Below are 14,474 nucleotides of genomic sequence, written 5' to 3'. Positions count from 1 at the left end.
TTCGGATTGCCGTCGGGACCCGCGGTGTTTTCGTTCACCCGGTAGGCGGTTTGGCCATTCCACAGGGGCTGGGACCAATGGGCTTGGGCGGCTTGTTCTACGTCGAGGTGCTGGTACTTGTCTTGCATGGGGCAGGGGCAGCGCAGAGGCTGCCGGTTGGGCTGGCGTGGGAGAATTTTAGGCGCTGCGCCAAGCGGTCTTATGGGGCAGCTTGGGGCGCAGCTGGTGTTGCGGATTCGGGCTCGGCCACAAAGCCGATGCGGCTCAGGCCCGCCTTTTGCGCCAGCCCCATGACTTCCACCACGCGACCGTAGGGTACGGTGGCATCGGCGCGCAGGCGCACTTCGGTGTCGGGGTTGCGCTGCGCAGCTGAGGTCAATGCCCGGGCCAGCGCGATCTTGTCCAGGGGCTGGTCATTGAGAAAGGCCTGGCCCGCCGGATTGATGGACAACGCTATGAATTGCGGAGCACTCAGCGCTTGTGCACTCTGGGCCTGAGGCAGATTCACCTTCACTGCGCTGACCATCAGGGGTGCGGTAATGATGAAAATCACCAGCAACACCAGCATCACGTCGATGAGCGGGGTCATGTTGATGTCGCTCATGGGCGGCGCGGCATTGCTGCGCTGCAGGCGGCCGAACGCCACTCAGCCCGTCCGCTCGCTGCTGAGCAGCAACTCACGCAGGTCGAACACAAAGCCCTCGAGGTCCGCCTCAATACGTCCGATCACGCGGCCGAAGACGTTGTAAGCGAGCACCGCCGGAATGGCCACTGCCAGGCCGGCCGCAGTCATGATGAGGGCCTCGCCCACCGGGCCGGCAAGCTTATCGATACTGACCTGCCCGCCGCTACCGATGCCGCCCAGCGCATGGTAAATGCCCCACACCGTACCCAGCAGGCCAACGAACGGCGAAGTGGAGCCCACGGTGGCCAGCAGCACCTGGCCGGATTGCAGTTTGCGCAAGGTGGCGTGCAGGGCGTCGCGCAGCGTGCGGGTCAGTTGCTGGGCGCGGTCGCCGGCGGCGGCCAGTGTGCCCGGGCCCTGGGTCCGGGTGGCCTCTACCAGCGGCAAGACCAGCCGCTCCCTGTCGAACGCCGGCAGCAGCACCAGCGCAGAAGGCACGTCCGCGGCCTGCCAGAACGCCGCGGTGCTGCGGGCGACGTCCACGCCGGCGCGTTGCAGCATCCAGCCCTTCCAGAAAATCACGAACCAGGCGGCCATCGACATGGCCAACAGCGTCAGCGCCACCGCGGTGTGTACCGCATCGCCCTGAAACAACTGCGCCATCGGATTCATTGCAGGCCCAGCACGTCGAACATGTCGTAAAGACCCGTCGCACGGCCGGCCAGAAAGCGCACCGCGCGCAGGCTGCCCTGCGCGTAGGTCGCGCGGCTGGAGGACTTGTGACTGATCTCAATACGCTCACCGGTGCCGGCAAACAGCACCGTGTGGTCGCCCACAATATCGCCGCCGCGGATGGTGGCAAACCCGATGCTTGACGGATCCCGCTCGCCGGTCACGCCCTCTCGCGCGAAGACCGCGCAGTCCTTCAAGTCGCGGCCCAGAGCAGACGCAATCACCTCGCCCATTTTCAGCGCGGTGCCCGAGGGCGCATCCACCTTGTGGCGGTGATGGGCCTCGATGATTTCGATGTCGTAGCCGGTGGACAGCGCCTTGGCCGCCATCTCAAGCAGCTTAAGGGTGACGTTGACGCCCACGCTCATGTTGGGCGCCATCACGATGGGAATCGACTTGGCAATCTCGGCAATTTCTGCCTTTTGCACCTCGGTAAAGCCGGTGGTGCCGATGACTGCGGCCACGCCCAGCTCTCGGCACACCTGCAGGTGCGCGAGAGTGCCTTCAGGCCGGGTGAAATCAATCAGGATGCGGCTGTTTTGCAGGCCCAAGCGCACATCGGAGGTGATCAACACGCCGGTGGCCTGCCCGGAAAATGCGCCAGCATCCAGCCCCAGCGAGGGGCTTGCGGCGATATCGAACGCGCCGGTGAGGGTGCAGTCGTCTGCGGCCCGAACAGCGTCAATCAGTATCTGGCCCATGCGGCCGGATGCGCCAGCGATGGCGATGGAATGGGTCATGGTCTGCGAGAAAAAGGGAGGGAATCAGAGCCCGGCAGGCTCAAGCGGCGGATACACCGGTGCCGGTGCCGGCGTAGGTGCTTGCGGGGCCGCGGCGGCTGGCGCTTTTTGAGGCGGCGGGAACTTCTTGAGCGCCTCTTCGGATGCGACCAGCGGCGGCATCGGGCCGGAGCGCACGCCGGAGCGCAGGGTCGAGACGAACTCGGTTTCGCTGGGCAGCTCATCGGCCTCGATGCGGCTGATCACGTCTTTGGCGAAAAACACCGTCACGCGGCGGGCCTGCGGCTCGCTGCCCTGGCGCTGCAGGGTGAAAACGTAATCCCATCGGTCGGCGTGAAACACGCTGGTCAGCAAGGGAGTGCCCAGCACATCCTGAGCGATAGAGCGCGGCATACCCGGACGCAGGTAAGCCACCTGCTCGCGGGTAACGACGTTGCCTTGAACGATGTCGATCTTGTAGGGGGATATGCCCTTGGCCAATTTGTCGGCCGTGGAGCCCAGCGATCCGCAGCCGGAGAGCAGCACCAAACACACGGTGGAGGCAAGGGTTCGCAGGCTGCTGCAGGAGGTGAAGGGCATGAAAAAGTCAGGGCGATATGATCGCGTCATTGTAGCGGCTGGCCTTTGTTGGCACCGTGGATGCCCCAGCGAGGAAAGTGCAGATGCGCAATATCGACGATCTCAAAAGCACCGGCCTCAAGGCCACCGGGCCCCGCCTGAAAATCCTGGAAGTCTTCCAGCGCGGCAATCAGCGCCATATGACGGCAGAAGATGTGTTCAGGTTGCTACTGCAGGAACGTTCGGACGTCGGGCTGGCCACTGTGTACCGTGTCCTGGCCCAATTTGAGCAGGCCGGCATCTTGTGCCGCAGCCACTTTGAGGGCGGCAAAGCGGTTTATGAGCTCGACGAGGGGCAGCACCACGACCATCTGGTCTGTCTGGACTGTGGCCGTGTGGAAGAGTTCTTCGACCCCGAGATTGAAAGGCGGCAGGCTGCGGTGGCCGAAGCCAAGGGGTTTTCAATCTCGGACCATGCGCTCAGCCTCTATGCCACCTGCACCAAGAACGGCTGCCCGCACCGCGAGCGCAAGGGCTGACTAGCTGTCGTCGGACATCGCCTTGCGGTGCCGCTCAACGAATTCCTGGTAGGTATCGATGCCGCGCAGCTGCAGGATGGTATTGCGCACGGCTGCCTCCACCAGCACCGCAATATTGCGCCCTGCAACCACCTGGATCACCACCTTGCGCACCGGAATGCCCAACACATCCTGGGTGAGCGGCTCATAAGGAATCCGCTCATAGTCCCGCTCCAGCGTCTCGCGGCGCACCAGATGCACGATCAGCTTCAGACGCATTTTTCGGCGCACCGCTGTCTCACCGAATATGCTCCGGATATCAAGCAGGCCGATTCCGCGCACCTCCAGCAGGTTTTGCAGCAGCTCAGGGCAACGGCCTTCGATGGTGGTCTGGTTGATGCGAAAGAGGTCGACCGCATCGTCGGCCACCAGCCCGTTACCCCGCGAAATCAGCTCCAGCCCCAGCTCGCTCTTGCCCAAGCCCGACTCGCCGGTGATCAGCACGCCCACGCCCAGGATGTCCATGAACACGCCGTGCATCGAGAGCCGGTCGGCGAAGTGTTTGGACAGGTAGGCCCGCAGGACGTCGATAACAAAGGCCGAGGACTCCTTGGTCGCGAACATCGGAATCTGCGCCCGCTCGCACATGGCCAGCAGGGCTTGGGGCGCCGTCTGCCCGTCGGCCAACACGAGTACCGGCGGCTCCAGCGTCACGATGCGGGAAATACGGCGCGCGCAGTCTTCGGACGTGCTCTTGGTGATGTAGCCAATTTCGCGCTCGCCCAAAATCTGGACGCGGTAGGGGTGGATGTAGTTCAGGTAGCCCACCAGGTCGGCACCGGAACTCGCCGCCTTGATGGCCACCTCGTCAAAACGACGCTCCGAGGCCCCCAAGCCCGCCACCCACTCCCAATGCAGGTACGCGCGAAACTCTTCAAATAGAGCGTCGGCGCTGACTGCGGTGGGTTTCACACGGGCCCCCTGGCAGCTTGGCGGCGCTTATGCCGCCTGGGCGGACTGCCAGCCCGCGATCAGGCTGTGCAGTTGGGTTGCATCGCCACAGCTGGTGATCTGCTCACGCAAGCCGGAATCACTGAGCAACTCGGCAATCTCCGACAGGATCTCGAGGTGCTTCTGGGTGGCCGCCTCGGGGACCAGCAAAAAAATCAGCAGGCTGACCGGCACTTCGTCGGGCGAGTCAAAGCCGATAGGCTGGGCCAGCTGAAAGACTGCCGCCATGGGCGACTTCAGGCCTTTGATGCGTCCGTGGGGGATGGCAACTCCGTGGCCTAAACCGGTGGAGCCTAGGCGCTCGCGGGAGAAAAGGCTGTCTGTGACCAACGCACGCCCCAGGCCGTGCAGGTTTTCGAACAAGAGACCCGCCTCTTCGAATGCTCGCTTCTTGCTCGTGGCGTCCACGTGTGCAAGCACTTGCGAAGGAGGAAGAATGGACGCGAGGCGGTTCATAGTGAGGAGCGGATTATGCACACAAAAAAACCGCCCGGTTCGGGGCGGTTTTCGCAGGATCAGCGCTGTACGCTGACAGCTTGCATCTACATCAATCGCTTGGGCGCCTCGTGGTGATGGTCTTGCAGGCGGTCCTTATGCCGGATGACCTGGCGGTCCAGTTTATCGACCAGATCATCCACCGCGGCATACAGATCCTCATGGGCGCTTTCTGCAAACATGTCGCTGCCCTTGACGTGGATGTTGCACTCCGCTCGCTGTCGCCGCTCCTTCTCTTTCTGCTTTTCAACGGTTAGTAGTACCTTGACGTCGACCACTTGATCGAAGTGCCGGATGATGCGGTCCAGCTTGGACGTGACGTAACTGCGCAGGGCGGGGGTGACTTCAAGGTGGTGACCGCTGATCGTCAAATTCATAAATAGCCTCCAGTTGCTCTCAGGTTGAAAAAGCCTTCCACCTTGCGGGTGGTCGGCACTCACACTCATGAACCAAATTGCTGTCTACGAACCCACTATGCGCCCGTTCCGGCGTCCTTGCAAAGTCTTTTTGTAATGCAGCGCAGCAATCCCGCTAGGGTGAAGGCGGCTTGGGCGCTGCATGGTGGAGGTTGAGGCTCCCGCCCACCCACACCGCCAACAGGCTAGCCACGGCACCGAAGAGGGCTGCACCCCAGTAGTACTGCACCAGGCCTTCGGCATTGCGGCTGATGATGTGCCCGCCCACCAGAGCCGCCAGCCCCATGGCGGCCGACTGCACGGAGGAGTTCAGGGTCATGAAGGTGCCGCGCAAGGCCGGGTTGGCCGTAGAGGTCAGCATGGCCATGCCAGGAATCATGCGGCCGCTGCCACACACAAAGAAGAGAGTCGACACCGCCAGCGCACCCCACAAGCCCACCGGCCCCAGCAAGGTGAGTCCTATCAAGGGCAGCAGGAACACCAGCGCAATCCCCCTGAAGGTTTCAAACTTACCGATGCGGTCCGCCAAACTACCGAACCAGCGTGCGGTGATCAGGGTCGCCACACCGCCGCACAGGTACACATATGGCACCTCGTCGGCCCGCAGGCCCACATTGGCCTGCATGAAGATGGTGATGTAGGGGATGACGGTGAAGCCCGAAAACATGATCAACGCCGAAAACGCAAACGCACGCAGGTGGTTGCGGTCCTGCATGACTTCGCGGATGCGCGTCCATGACGAGGCGGGCACTTGCGTCGTTAAGTGGGCACGCATGGCGGGCAGGGTCAAAAAGGCAAACACCGCAAACACCACGCAGGTGGCGGCAATCAGAATGAAGGGAATATGCCAGCCAAAATGCGCTGCCAGAAACAGGCCCAGCGGCACACCGGCCACCGTAGACACTGAAAACGATGTCATCACCACGCCCATGGCGCGGCCACGGCGCTCAAAGGGAATCACGTCGCCCACAATCGTCTGCCCCAGCGCCGACAGCACCCCGCCGAACACGCCTGCACTGATGCGCGCCACCATCAGCGCTTCATAGCTCGACGCAATTCCGCAAGCCAGCGTGGAGAGGGCAAAGCATCCGTAGAGCACCAGCATCAGGTGCTTGCGATCGAACTTATCGATATAGGTGCAGGCCAGCAAGCCCGAAGCGCCGCCGGCCAGGGTGTAGGCCGACACCAGCAAACCGAATTGCGCGTCGCTGATGCGGAACAGGGTCGTCAACTCCGGCCCCAGCGGCATCATGATCATGAAGTCCAGGATGTTGGTGAACTGGATGCCCGCCAGCGTGATGAGCAGCCAGCGTTCGCGCCGGGGGGTGAGTGTGGTGGTCATGAATACATCAGCAGTGAGAAGTCCCCGAAGCAGGCCGACTCTAGCAGTCAATCGGGTGCGATAATTTCCGCCATCGCAATTACCGGAGAGCGCTCCTTGGAAACCTACCCTAGTCGGTAGCTTTCAACTCCCACCACTGCATCGGGGTTGAAAGCACCACATCCCCCTTCGCAGCCAACATCACATGGGAGTGAGCCATGCTCAATATCTTTTCGCTCGCCAACGGGCGACTCTTTCAGGAAGAAATCGAGTCGCTTGAAGAGCTGTCCCGGTTCCAGCCCATCTGGGTCGATCTCGAGTCTCCCACCACAGAAGAAAAGCGCTGGGTCAAGCAGTACTACGGCCTGTCCATTCCGGACGACGCCATGGACGAGGACATCGAAGAGTCCGCCCGCTTTTACGCCGAGGACAACGGCGATGTGCACATACGCAGTGACTTCTTGATTGCCGACGAGGATGAGCCGCGTACCGTGCGGGCGGCGTTTATCTTGAATCTGGTGAACGACAACCTCAAGAGCAAGGGCGTGTTGTTCTCTATCCACGACGAAGACGTGCCGGTTTTTCGCCTGCTGCGCATGCGCGCACGCCGCGCGCCGGGGCTGATTGAAGACGCCCAGGAAGTGTTGCTCAAGCTCTTCGATGCTGACGCCGAATACTCCGCCGACACCCTCGAAGGCATTTACGACGAGCTGGAAAAGGTGAGCAAGAAAGTGCTCGCCGGCAATGTGACCGATGCCATCGCCGGCGAGGCGCTGGGCGCGATTGCCCGCCACGAAGACTTGAGCGGGCGCATCCGCCGCAATGTGATGGACACCCGCCGTGCGGTGAGCTTTCTGATGCGCAGCAAAATGCTCAATGCGGACCAGTTCGAGCAGGCGCGCCAGATTTTGCGCGACATCGACTCACTGGACTCCCACACCGCGTTCCTTTTTGACAAGATCAACTTCTTGATGGATGCCACGGTGGGCTTTATCAACATCAACCAGAACAAGATCATCAAGATCTTCTCGGTGGCAAGCGTCGCCATGCTGCCACCTACGCTGGTGGCCAGCGTGTACGGCATGAACCTGAAGTTTCCCGAGATTGAGTTCCTGGGCGGCTGGGGCTACCCCTACACCGTGGGCCTGATGGTGGCCAGCGCGCTGGTACCCATGTGGTACTTCTACAAGCGCGGCTGGCTGCGCTAGCGCCGATTACTTGTCGCGCAGCTCGCGGCGCAGGATCTTGCCGACCGGCGTCTTGGGCAGCTCGGTGCGGAACTCCACCTGCTTGGGCTGCTTGTAGCCGGTCAGCTGCTGTTTGCAGAACTGCCGGATGTCAGCTTCGCTTAAGAGGGGGTCTCTTTTAACGATGACCAATTTGACGGCCTCGCCGGTCATCGGGTCGCTCATGCCGACGCAGGCGCACTCCAGCACGCCGGGCAACTGCGAGACGACCTCTTCGAGCTCGGTCGGGTAGACATTGAAGCCACTGACCAGGATCATGTCTTTCTTGCGGTCCACGATTCTGAAGTAGCCCTTGTCGTCGACCACGCCGATGTCCCCTGACTTGAAATAGCCATCCGGCGTAATGGCCTTGGCGGTCTCGTCAGGGCGCTGCCAGTAGCCGGCCATGACCTGCGGGCCCTTGATGGCGATTTCGCCACTCTGGCCCGGGCTCACCTCGCGGCCCTCGTCGTCGAGCAGTTTCATCCAGGTGCTGGGTAGCGGCAGCCCGATGCTGCCGGTGAAGTCGATGGCCGTGGCCGGGTTGCAGCTCACCGTCGGCGAGGTCTCGCTCAGGCCATAACCCTCGCAAATAGGACAGCCGGTTTTCTCGAGCCACAGCTTCGCCACTGCGCTTTGCACCGCGGTACCGCCGCCCACCGAGACCTTGAGGTGGCTCCAGTCGACCGTACCGAAATCAGGGTGATTGGCCAGGGCGTTGAACAGGGTGTTGACCGCCGGAAAACTATGAATGGTGTGCTGCGACAACTCCTTAAGCACCGCGGGAATATCCCGCGGGTTGGGAATCAGGATCAGCTTTCCGCCGGTGCGCAGCGACAGCATCATGCCCACGGTAAAGGCAAACACATGGTAGAGCGGCAACGCGCACACGGTGGTGGGCTGCTCGTCCCCCGGCACCCGGGCCATGGCCGGCGCGTTCCAGGCCTCGGACTGCAGAATGTTGGCAATCACGTTGCGATGCAGCAGCACCGCGCCCTTGGCAATGCCGGTGGTGCCGCCGGTGTACTGCAACACCGCCACATCCAGCGGCCTGATGTCGGGTTTCTTAAACGGCGAGCGACTGCCGCGAGCCACCGCCTCGTTAAACCGCACCGCATGGGGCAGGCTGAAGGGAGGCACCAGCTTTTTGACATGGCGCACCACGTAGTTCACCACCGCCCCCTTGAGCGGACCGAGCCGGTCGCCCATGGCGCACAAGACGACGTGCTTGACCGGCGTGGCGCCGAGGCACTTCTCGAGCGTGTGGGCAAAGTTCTCGATGATGACAATGGCTTTGGCCCCGGAGTCCTTGAGCTGATGCTCGAGCTCGCGGGCGGTGTAGAGCGGATTCACATTCACCACCACAAAGCCCGCACGCAGAATGGCTGCGACGGCCACCGGATACTGGGGCACGTTGGGCATCATGATGGCGACGCGGTCACCCCGCGCCAAACCCAGGCCCTGCAGATAAGCCGCCAGAGCCAGGCTCAGGCTATCCGTCTGGGCGAAGGTCTGGTTGCGCCCCATAAAGCTGTAGGCGACTTTGCCGGCATGGGCCTGAAAACTCTCGTCGAGCAAGGCGACCAGGGAGGCATAGCGGTCGGCGTCAATGTCGGCGGGAACCCCCGGGGGGTAGCTGGCCAGCCAAACGCGCTCTGTCATGTCCATGTCTCCGGTAACTTTTGGGTGGAATCGCAGGTCTTCGCCTGTTTGCCGTTTCCCGAAACAGGGCCCCGGTGCGGGCCCCATTCCGGCGTTCTATTCAATCGCCTTGCCCATGTCTTCCACCACCTTTTTGGCGTCGCCAAACACCATCATGGTCTTGTCCATGTAGAAGAGTTCGTTGTCCAGACCCGCATACCCCGCTGCCATCGACCGCTTGTTGACGATGATGGTCTTGGCCTTGTAGGCCTCCAGAATCGGCATGCCGTAAATGGGGCTTCCCTTGGTGTGTGCGGCAGGGTTCACCACATCATTGGCACCGAGGATGATGGCCACGTCGACCTGGCCGAACTCGCCGTTGATGTCTTCCATCTCAAACACCTGGTCGTAGGGCACTTCGGCCTCGGCGAGCAGCACGTTCATGTGCCCGGGCATGCGCCCGGCCACCGGGTGGATGGCGTACTTGACGGTGATGCCCTTCTCGGTGAGCTTGGCGGCCAGCTCTTTGACCGCATGCTGCGCGCGCGCCACCGCCAGGCCGTAGCCGGGCACGATGACCACGGTTTCAGCATTGCCCAGCACGAAGGCTGCGTCGTCTGCGCTGCCGCTCTTGACCGAGCGCTGCACCGCAGCACCGGCCGGGCCGGCAGACGCCTCGCCGCCAAAGCCGCCCAGAATCACGTTAAAGAAAGAGCGGTTCATCGCCTTGCACATGATGTAACTCAGGATAGCGCCCGATGAGCCCACCAGCGAGCCGGCAATGATCAGCATGCTGTTGTTGAGCGAAAAGCCGATTCCCGCTGCGGCCCAGCCGGAGTAGCTGTTGAGCATGGACACCACCACCGGCATATCGGCGCCGCCAATGGGGATGATGATCAGCACGCCCAGCACAAAGCCCAGCGCGAGAATCAGTGCGAAGTCGAGCGCGCTTTCCGAGTGCCAGAAGCCGAACACAAAAAACACCGAGGCCAGGCCCAGCACCAGGTTGAGCTTGTGCTGACCGGAGAAGGTGACCGGAGCGCCCTGGAACAGGCGGAACTTGTACTTCCCGGAGAGCTTGCCGAACGCAATCACCGAGCCGCTGAAGGTGATGGCGCCGATGAAGGCGCCCAGCGCCAGCTCGATGCGGTTGCCGCCGGGAATAGCGCCGCCTTTTTCAGCAATGCTGAAGGCCCAGGGCTCTGCCACCGCAGCCACGGCAATGAACACCGCGGCCAAGCCGATCATGCTGTGCATGAAGGCTACCAGCTCGGGCATCTTGGTCATTTCTACCCGCTTGGCCATGACCGTGCCGGCAGTGCCGCCCACCAGCAAGGCGCCCAGCACCCACGCCATGCCGGTCATGCCGTCCTGGCCGAGTTGTCCGGAAAGCTTGAAGATCAACGCGCCGGTCGTAAACACCGCCACGCCCATGCCCAGCATGCCGAAGATGTTGCCGCGGATGGAGGTGGTGGGGTGCGAGAGCCCTTTGAGCGCCTGGATAAAGCAGATGCTGGCAAAGAGATACAGAAGGGTGACGAGGTTGAGGCTCATTCTTTGGCTCCTGCGCTAGCGGTTTTCTTGTCTTTTTTCTTGAACATCTCCAGCATGCGGCGGGTCACCATGAAGCCGCCGAAGACGTTCACCGCGGCCAGCGCCACCGCCAGCACGCCCATGGATTTGCCGAGGGTGGTTTCGGTGAGTGCGGCCGCCAGCATGGCGCCCACGATCACGATGGCGGAAATCGCGTTGGTTACCGCCATCAAAGGCGTGTGCAGCGCAGGTGTAACCGTCCAGACAACGTGGTAGCCCACATAAATGGCCAGCACAAAAATAATCAGGTTCAGTACGGTGGGGGAAACCATTTCCATGGTGTCGCTCCTTATAAGTAAATGGGTACGGGACGAAAGTCGGGTCCGGGTAGGGTAAGGACAGCAGCGAGGCTTACTTGCGGCGCACTTCTCCGCCCTGAGTCATCAAACAAGCCGCCACGATGTCGTCTTCCAGATCAACATGCAGTTGGCCTTCCTTGTTGAGCACGAGCTTGAGGAAGTCCAGCACATTGCGGGCATAAAGCGACGAGGCATCGGCCGCTACCAGAGCCGGCAGGTTGGCCTCGCCGATGAGGGTGACGCCGTGCTTCATGACGGTTTTGTCGGCTTCGGAGAGCGGGCAGTTGCCGCCTACGCCGCCGGGGCCTTTGCCGGCGGCGATGTCCACAATCACCGAGCCGGGCTTCATGGACTTGACCATGTCTTCGGTAATCAGTGTGGGGGCTGCGCGGCCGGGAATCAGCGCGGTGCTGATGACCACATCGGCCTGCGCCACCCGCTTGGCAACCTCCGCCTTTTGGCGGTCCAGCCAGCTCTGCGGCATGGGCTTGGCGTAGCCGCCCACGCCCACTGCCGCTTCGCGCTCTTCATCGGTTTCGTAGGGCACGTCAATGAACTTGCCGCCCAGGGACTCCACCTGCTCTTTTACGCTGGGGCGCACGTCAGACGCTTCAATCACCGCGCCCAGGCGTTTGGCCGTGGCAATGGCCTGCAGGCCGGCCACACCCACACCGAGGATGACCACCCGTGCGGCCTTGACCGTGCCCGCCGCGGTCATCAGCATGGGAAAGAAGCGCTGGTACTTGTCGGCGGCCATCATCACCGCCTTGTAGCCGGCGATGTTGGCCTGGCTGGAGAGCACGTCCATGCTCTGCGCGCGGGTGGTGCGGGGGGCCGCTTCCAGGGCGTAACTGTTGAGGCCCGCCTTGGCCAAGCGGGTCAGACCGTCGGCGTCGAAGGGGTTGAGCATGCCCACCAGCGTGGCGCCGGACTGCATCTGCGCCAGTTCGGCATCGGCAGGCGCACGCACCTTGAGCACCAGGCCGCAGCCCAGCGCGCCGGCCGCGTCGGTGATTTCAGCACCGGCGGACACGAAGGCGTCGTCCGTGACGCTGGCTGCCAGGCCGGCGCCGGACTGCACACGAACGGTGTGGCCTTGAGCTTTGAGCTTTTTTACCGTTTCGGGCGTAACGGCGACTCGGGTCTCTCCCGCCAGTGTTTCGGCGGGTACACCTATGTGCATGGGGCGCTCCTGTGAAGGGTTTAAAAAATTTCTTTCGGCTAGCTTACAGGAGTTTTTTGTCTCTCCCATTGGGGGAACTTCTCGGTTTTGAGAACGACTGTTGCGCGCGGTGCACATAATCCGCTATGACCGAACGATTCAAACCCAGCGTCACCGTGGCTGCCGTGATCGAGCAGGGCGGCCGTTTTCTGCTGGTGGAAGAGCACACGCCCGAGGGCCTGCGCCTGAACAACCCCGCCGGCCATCTGGAGCCCGGCGAATCGCCGGAGCAGGGCTGCGCCCGCGAGGTGCTGGAAGAAACGGCCCACCCTTTCACGCCCACTGCGCTGGTCGGGGTGTACCTGTCGCGCTTTGTGCGCCAGCGCGACGGCGGCGTGGTGGACATCACCTACCTCCGGTTTGCGTTTTGCGGCTCCGTGGGCGCGTTGGAGGAGGGTCGGGCTCTCGACGAGGGCATCGTTCGCACCCTGTGGCTCACGCCCGACGAGGTGCGGGCCAGCCACGGGCGGCACCGCAGCCCGCTGGTGCTGCAGTGCATGGAGGACTACCTGCGCGGCCAGCGCTACCCCTTGGCAGCGGTGCAGACCGATGTCAGCGTCTGGGCGACGCAGCAAATGCTCCTAAAAGCATAGCTGCTCACGCAGACTCCATAAGCGCCAAGGGCTAAAATCATGGCCATGAGCAAGCAACGCATCGTCGTCGGGCTGAGCGGGGGCGTGGACTCTGCTGTCACCGCCTACCTGCTGAAGAAAGCGGGCCACGAGGTGGTCGGCATCTTCATGAAAAACTGGGAAGACGATGACGACACCGAATACTGCTCCTCCAACATCGACTTCGTAGACGCAGCCGCGGTGGCCGACGTGTTGGGCATCGAGATGGAGCACGTCAACTTCTCTGCCGAATACCGTGACCGCGTGTTTGCCGAGTTTTTACACGAGTACCAGGCCGGCCGCACCCCCAACCCCGACATCCTGTGCAACGCTGAAATCAAGTTCAAGGCGTTTCTGGACCACGCCATGCGCCTGGGCGCCGAAAAAATAGCCACCGGCCACTACGCACGGGTGCGCCAGAGCGGCGCCACCGGCCTGCATGAGCTGCTCAAAGGGCTGGACCCCGCGAAGGACCAGAGCTACTTTTTGCACCGGCTCAACCAGGCCCAGTTGTCGAAGACCTTGTTTCCGGTGGGCGAGCTGCACAAAACCGAGGTGCGCCGCATTGCCGACGAGATTGGCTTGCCCAACGCCAAAAAGAAAGACTCCACCGGCATTTGCTTTATTGGCGAGCGGCCGTTCCGGGAGTTTTTGAACCGCTACATCTCCAAGGAGCCCGGGCCCATCAAAAACCCCAAGGGCCATACGATTGGCGAGCATGTGGGGCTGTCGTTTTACACGCTGGGGCAGCGCCAGGGCCTGGGCATTGGCGGCATCAAGGCCAAAGGCGCGCAGCGCGGCGGCGGGGAGCACACGCCCTGGTTCGTGGCCCGCAAAGACATCCCCAACAACACCCTATGGGTGGTGCAGGGGCACGAGCACCCGTGGCTGCAATCGACGAAATTAGAGGCCCACAACGCAAGCTGGGTGGCGGGAGAGCCTCCCCTTTTCAACACCCCTGGCGGCCTGGCCGCCGCCAAAACCCGTTACCGCCAGGCCGACGCGCCCTGCCACTTTGAGCCACGCGCCGAGGATGGCTTTGCCCTGCAGTTCCCACAGGCCCAATGGGCCGTGACGCCAGGTCAATCGGCCGTGCTCTACGCCGGCGATGTCTGCCTCGGCGGAGGCATCATCCACCAGGCATCGGCGCTGGGATGACAGCGCGGCAAACCATGGAGGCTTGGGCCGACATCTCAACGCGGAGTCTTACAAGGCCATGGGCTCCGGCGGGGCCAAGGCTGCCTGAGTCCGCTCTGGGCCTCATACATGACGCAACACAAATTTGAACTCGTTCGACAGTGCGGGCAGAGGAGCTTCCGCGTTGAACGCCCGCCCAAAGTCCTCCAGACGGCTGGCCGCAACGCGCTCGGCCGTTTGCAAAGCCCGGCCTAAGTCGTCGCGCAATACTGTGCTGGGACTGCTTGCCGCAATTTCACCGGACAAGACCGCCGCTACCACCACTTCCA

18 protein-coding genes are annotated in these 14,474 nt (G+C 62.5%); 4 read left to right on the top strand and 14 right to left on the bottom strand.

The window, feature by feature from the left end; genetic code table 11:
• Window positions 1–199 precede the first annotated feature (199 nt).
• The 5 genes from Q0O05_RS08600 to Q0O05_RS08580 are packed head-to-tail and all read right to left on the bottom strand — an operon-like array spanning window position 200 to window position 2,855.
• Window positions 200–646, bottom strand: a complete 447-nt coding sequence (locus Q0O05_RS08600) for a biopolymer transporter ExbD (protein ID WP_293662127.1) — start codon at window positions 644–646, stop codon at window positions 200–202.
• The gene (locus tag Q0O05_RS08595; protein ID WP_293662125.1) at window positions 647–1,297 is read right to left on the bottom strand and encodes a MotA/TolQ/ExbB proton channel family protein; all 651 of its coding nucleotides are present in this window, start codon (window positions 1,295–1,297) and stop codon (window positions 647–649) included.
• Window positions 1,294–2,097 (bottom strand): 4-hydroxy-tetrahydrodipicolinate reductase, encoded by an 804-nt coding sequence (gene dapB, locus Q0O05_RS08590; RefSeq protein WP_293662123.1) that lies wholly within the window; start codon window positions 2,095–2,097, stop codon window positions 1,294–1,296. Before dapB ends, Q0O05_RS08595 begins: the two co-directional genes overlap by 4 nt.
• 24 nt (window positions 2,098–2,121) lie before the next feature.
• Complete coding sequence (locus Q0O05_RS08585; RefSeq protein ID WP_293662121.1) at window positions 2,122–2,676, bottom strand: outer membrane protein assembly factor BamE; 555 nt, start codon at window positions 2,674–2,676, stop codon at window positions 2,122–2,124.
• Window positions 2,677–2,702: 26 nt separating this feature from the next.
• A complete protein-coding gene (locus Q0O05_RS08580; protein WP_293662131.1) occupies window positions 2,703–2,855 on the bottom strand; it encodes a hypothetical protein in 153 nt (50 codons plus the stop codon).
• On the opposite strand from Q0O05_RS08580, the gene fur reads away from it, so the two are divergent.
• Window positions 2,814–3,194 carry a ferric iron uptake transcriptional regulator gene (fur, locus tag Q0O05_RS08575; RefSeq protein WP_293662129.1) on the top strand — a complete coding sequence of 127 codons (381 nt, stop codon included), beginning with the start codon at window positions 2,814–2,816 and terminating at the stop codon, window positions 3,192–3,194. The two genes, Q0O05_RS08580 and fur, sit on opposite strands and share 42 nt — an antisense overlap.
• On the opposite strand, the gene hprK is transcribed toward fur, so the two are convergent.
• The 4 genes from hprK to Q0O05_RS08555 form a co-directional block, all read right to left on the bottom strand.
• Entirely contained in the window at window positions 3,195–4,145 is a 951-nt protein-coding gene (gene hprK, locus Q0O05_RS08570) for an HPr(Ser) kinase/phosphatase (RefSeq protein WP_293662119.1), read from the bottom strand.
• A gap of 27 nt (window positions 4,146–4,172) precedes the next feature.
• The gene (locus tag Q0O05_RS08565; protein WP_293662118.1) at window positions 4,173–4,640 is read right to left on the bottom strand and encodes a PTS sugar transporter subunit IIA; all 468 of its coding nucleotides are present in this window, start codon (window positions 4,638–4,640) and stop codon (window positions 4,173–4,175) included.
• A gap of 86 nt (window positions 4,641–4,726) precedes the next feature.
• Window positions 4,727–5,056, bottom strand: a complete 330-nt coding sequence (gene raiA, locus Q0O05_RS08560) for a ribosome-associated translation inhibitor RaiA (protein WP_293662117.1) — start codon at window positions 5,054–5,056, stop codon at window positions 4,727–4,729.
• A gap of 154 nt (window positions 5,057–5,210) precedes the next feature.
• Window positions 5,211–6,437 carry an MFS transporter gene (locus tag Q0O05_RS08555; RefSeq protein ID WP_293662115.1) on the bottom strand — a complete coding sequence of 409 codons (1,227 nt, stop codon included), beginning with the start codon at window positions 6,435–6,437 and terminating at the stop codon, window positions 5,211–5,213.
• A gap of 197 nt (window positions 6,438–6,634) precedes the next feature.
• Between Q0O05_RS08555 and corA the strand changes: the two genes are divergently transcribed.
• A complete protein-coding gene (gene corA, locus Q0O05_RS08550; RefSeq protein ID WP_293662113.1) occupies window positions 6,635–7,624 on the top strand; it encodes a magnesium/cobalt transporter CorA in 990 nt (329 codons plus the stop codon).
• A 6-nt stretch (window positions 7,625–7,630) separates the two neighbouring features.
• Here corA and Q0O05_RS08545 read toward each other — a convergent pair whose 3' ends face one another.
• From Q0O05_RS08545 to Q0O05_RS08530, 4 genes are all read right to left on the bottom strand, one after another.
• The gene (locus Q0O05_RS08545; RefSeq protein WP_293662111.1) at window positions 7,631–9,304 is read right to left on the bottom strand and encodes a long-chain-fatty-acid--CoA ligase; all 1,674 of its coding nucleotides are present in this window, start codon (window positions 9,302–9,304) and stop codon (window positions 7,631–7,633) included.
• Between the two features lie 96 nt (window positions 9,305–9,400).
• Window positions 9,401–10,837 carry an NAD(P)(+) transhydrogenase (Re/Si-specific) subunit beta gene (locus Q0O05_RS08540; protein WP_293662109.1) on the bottom strand — a complete coding sequence of 479 codons (1,437 nt, stop codon included), beginning with the start codon at window positions 10,835–10,837 and terminating at the stop codon, window positions 9,401–9,403.
• Entirely contained in the window at window positions 10,834–11,154 is a 321-nt protein-coding gene (locus Q0O05_RS08535; RefSeq protein ID WP_293662107.1) for an NAD(P) transhydrogenase subunit alpha, read from the bottom strand. Before Q0O05_RS08535 ends, Q0O05_RS08540 begins: the two co-directional genes overlap by 4 nt.
• Window positions 11,155–11,227: 73 nt before the next feature.
• On the bottom strand, window positions 11,228–12,358 hold the full coding sequence (locus tag Q0O05_RS08530; protein WP_293662105.1) for a Re/Si-specific NAD(P)(+) transhydrogenase subunit alpha: 1,131 nt from the start codon (window positions 12,356–12,358) through the stop codon (window positions 11,228–11,230).
• A gap of 125 nt (window positions 12,359–12,483) precedes the next feature.
• Here Q0O05_RS08530 and Q0O05_RS08525 point away from each other — a divergent pair, with 125 nt between their 5' ends.
• On the top strand, window positions 12,484–12,990 hold the full coding sequence (locus Q0O05_RS08525) for an NUDIX hydrolase (protein ID WP_293662104.1): 507 nt from the start codon (window positions 12,484–12,486) through the stop codon (window positions 12,988–12,990).
• Between the two features lie 45 nt (window positions 12,991–13,035).
• Window positions 13,036–14,166, top strand: a complete 1,131-nt coding sequence (gene mnmA, locus Q0O05_RS08520; protein WP_293662102.1) for a tRNA 2-thiouridine(34) synthase MnmA — start codon at window positions 13,036–13,038, stop codon at window positions 14,164–14,166.
• 102 nt (window positions 14,167–14,268) lie between these two features.
• On the opposite strand, the gene Q0O05_RS08515 is transcribed toward mnmA, so the two are convergent.
• Window positions 14,269–14,474 (bottom strand): hypothetical protein (locus Q0O05_RS08515; protein WP_293662100.1); only part of this gene is annotated, 206 nt, incomplete at its 5' end.

The sequence above is a fragment of the Rhodoferax sp. OV413 genome (assembly GCF_945881795.1).
Classification (GTDB): Bacteria; Pseudomonadota; Gammaproteobacteria; order Burkholderiales; family Burkholderiaceae_C; genus Allorhodoferax.
The sequence above is the reverse complement of the archived record's forward strand: the minus strand, read 5'-3'. Positions and strand labels throughout refer to the sequence as shown.

Bases quoted from the DNA above. Each gene is read 5' to 3' on its own strand.
- Q0O05_RS08595 (WP_293662125.1), bottom strand. From the start codon at position 1,297: ATGAATCCGATGGCGCAGTTGTTTCAGGGCGATGCGGTACACACCGCG.
- dapB (WP_293662123.1), bottom strand. From the start codon at position 2,097: ATGACCCATTCCATCGCCATCGCTGGCGCATCCGGCCGCATGGGCCAG.
- Q0O05_RS08585 (WP_293662121.1), bottom strand. From the start codon at position 2,676: ATGCCCTTCACCTCCTGCAGCAGCCTGCGAACCCTTGCCTCCACCGTG.
- Q0O05_RS08580 (WP_293662131.1), bottom strand. From the start codon at position 2,855: ATGGCGCTGATTGCCGCGCTGGAAGACTTCCAGGATTTTCAGGCGGGG.
- Q0O05_RS08565 (WP_293662118.1), bottom strand. From the start codon at position 4,640: ATGAACCGCCTCGCGTCCATTCTTCCTCCTTCGCAAGTGCTTGCACAC.
- raiA (WP_293662117.1), bottom strand. From the start codon at position 5,056: ATGAATTTGACGATCAGCGGTCACCACCTTGAAGTCACCCCCGCCCTG.
- Q0O05_RS08555 (WP_293662115.1), bottom strand. From the start codon at position 6,437: ATGACCACCACACTCACCCCCCGGCGCGAACGCTGGCTGCTCATCACG.
- corA (WP_293662113.1), top strand. From the start codon at position 6,635: ATGCTCAATATCTTTTCGCTCGCCAACGGGCGACTCTTTCAGGAAGAA.
- Q0O05_RS08545 (WP_293662111.1), bottom strand. From the start codon at position 9,304: ATGACAGAGCGCGTTTGGCTGGCCAGCTACCCCCCGGGGGTTCCCGCC.
- Q0O05_RS08540 (WP_293662109.1), bottom strand. From the start codon at position 10,837: ATGAGCCTCAACCTCGTCACCCTTCTGTATCTCTTTGCCAGCATCTGC.
- Q0O05_RS08535 (WP_293662107.1), bottom strand. From the start codon at position 11,154: ATGGAAATGGTTTCCCCCACCGTACTGAACCTGATTATTTTTGTGCTG.
- Q0O05_RS08530 (WP_293662105.1), bottom strand. From the start codon at position 12,358: ATGCACATAGGTGTACCCGCCGAAACACTGGCGGGAGAGACCCGAGTC.
- Q0O05_RS08525 (WP_293662104.1), top strand. From the start codon at position 12,484: ATGACCGAACGATTCAAACCCAGCGTCACCGTGGCTGCCGTGATCGAG.
- mnmA (WP_293662102.1), top strand. From the start codon at position 13,036: ATGAGCAAGCAACGCATCGTCGTCGGGCTGAGCGGGGGCGTGGACTCT.